Annotated in this window: 1 protein-coding gene; it reads right to left on the bottom strand. The window is 35.9% G+C overall.

Annotated elements, in window-relative coordinates; all coding sequences use genetic code 11:
• Window positions 1-1,693, bottom strand: a 1,693-nt coding sequence (locus FHL06_RS12710) for an alkaline phosphatase family protein (RefSeq protein ID WP_192917992.1), incomplete at both ends; no start/stop codon positions are given.

Genomic DNA, 1,693 nt, shown 5'->3' with positions numbered 1-1,693 from the left:
ATTAACTACACGATCCGTTGCCCAAGGTGTGCTTGGTGCTAATGCACGATTAGTTATTTTTTCTCCATTTGATTTTACTAGGAAAGTAATTTTATCTTTTGGAGTAGTTAAAACACTTGAAATATTAGTATACTCATATGCATCTTTTTCATTTACCCATTCGTTTGAGGCAACACGATAATATTTAACACCATCCTTGGTCATAGTTTTGTCACTAAACCAATCGCTTCCACCTGATAATGCTTTATTTGAGATCTTTTTCAAATCAGATGTGTACAATGGAATCTCTTTTTGTGATTCATGTAAGGAAATAACCTTCTCAACATTAACAACTGAGTCTGGATTTGAACCATTATCAACTGGTTTTGATGGTTTTAAAGATTCTGATGGTTTTGAAGGCTTTGATGGTTCTAAAGGTTTTGATGTAGATGGTCTACTAATGTTATTAGCATCACCGTTATCTAAGTCAACTAAAACTTCTGTTCCATCTGTTGTTCCGGCCATTGCTTGTTTAATAGCTATTTTCCCAGCACTTCTGTTAGCTACAGAACTTAATTTGATTGTTGCTAAATTGTCAGTTGTTTGACCTTCAACGGGCTGACGATCAATACTTACTGTTAACTTCAAGATACCATTTTCACTTTTTTGACGTAAAACTTTAACCCCATCAACAGTTTGAATACTATTAACATTACGACCAGCTAAATCAATTTGCATATCTACTGCATTAAGTGTTCTTGTTTTCTTCAAGTTCGTTAATCCAAGTTTAACCGTATCACCTTTATAGCCTAACTTAACAGTTTCAACATTACGCTTCTTCCCGGCCAACTCTCCTTGACTTAAGAAAGCAGAGTTATCGAAGACATTACTATTGAACATATGTGAAGCACGTGGAACTTGTAGAGCATTCAATACCAAGGCTGTAATATCAGAATTACTACCACCATGTAAACGACGACCACTATCAACCGTTTCACCACCCAAGGCTATAAAAATATTGCTGTCGGGTTCATCATTTGGACCATGATTTGTACCTGCACCACCATGATCCGCATTAGCAATTACTAAAGTATCATGAATATGCCCCGTGGATTCTAACTTATCCATCACTTTTTTGAATAAACCATCATATTGAGCATATTTATTCCAGTAATTATCGTTATACCAACCATTGCCATGACCTTGTCCATCCATATAATCACTTTGCATGTAAACCATAGCTGTGTTTTGGAAATCATCTGTTCCAATATAATCTGCTACGTCATCGAATGATTTCAAAGAATCTGATTGTTTAGTTTTAACGGCGGCATCGGGCTCAACAATTGCATTAACAATTGGTCCCCATTCAGAAAAGGCTGCTGCTTTTTGAGTAGGGTTATTCTTTTGCAATACTTTGAAAACAGAGGGATATAACTGTTTATCTTTTCCAAAATCGGCAAAATAATGTTGCCCCATTGTACCGTTTGTACCTTGATATTCTTTTGGTAAAGTTTCCCATGGTCGACCATGTAACATTGAAATATAGTTTTGAGCTGAGATTGCTGGCATTACTGAATGAGCAGTTGTACTCATAGCAAATTGCTTATTAAACAAGTCCATCGTATACGTGTTTTTACGTTTTTGCATTAAATTATGATCTGTAGTCCATGCGGGCATACCAGTTCCCTTAGCATAATAAATTCCTTTTGTATCC

The organism is Companilactobacillus halodurans, from assembly GCF_009600985.1.
GTDB classification, from domain to species: domain Bacteria; phylum Bacillota; class Bacilli; order Lactobacillales; family Lactobacillaceae; genus Companilactobacillus; species Companilactobacillus halodurans.
Note: the sequence above shows the minus strand (reverse complement) of the source record. Positions and strands in the feature narration are given on the sequence as shown.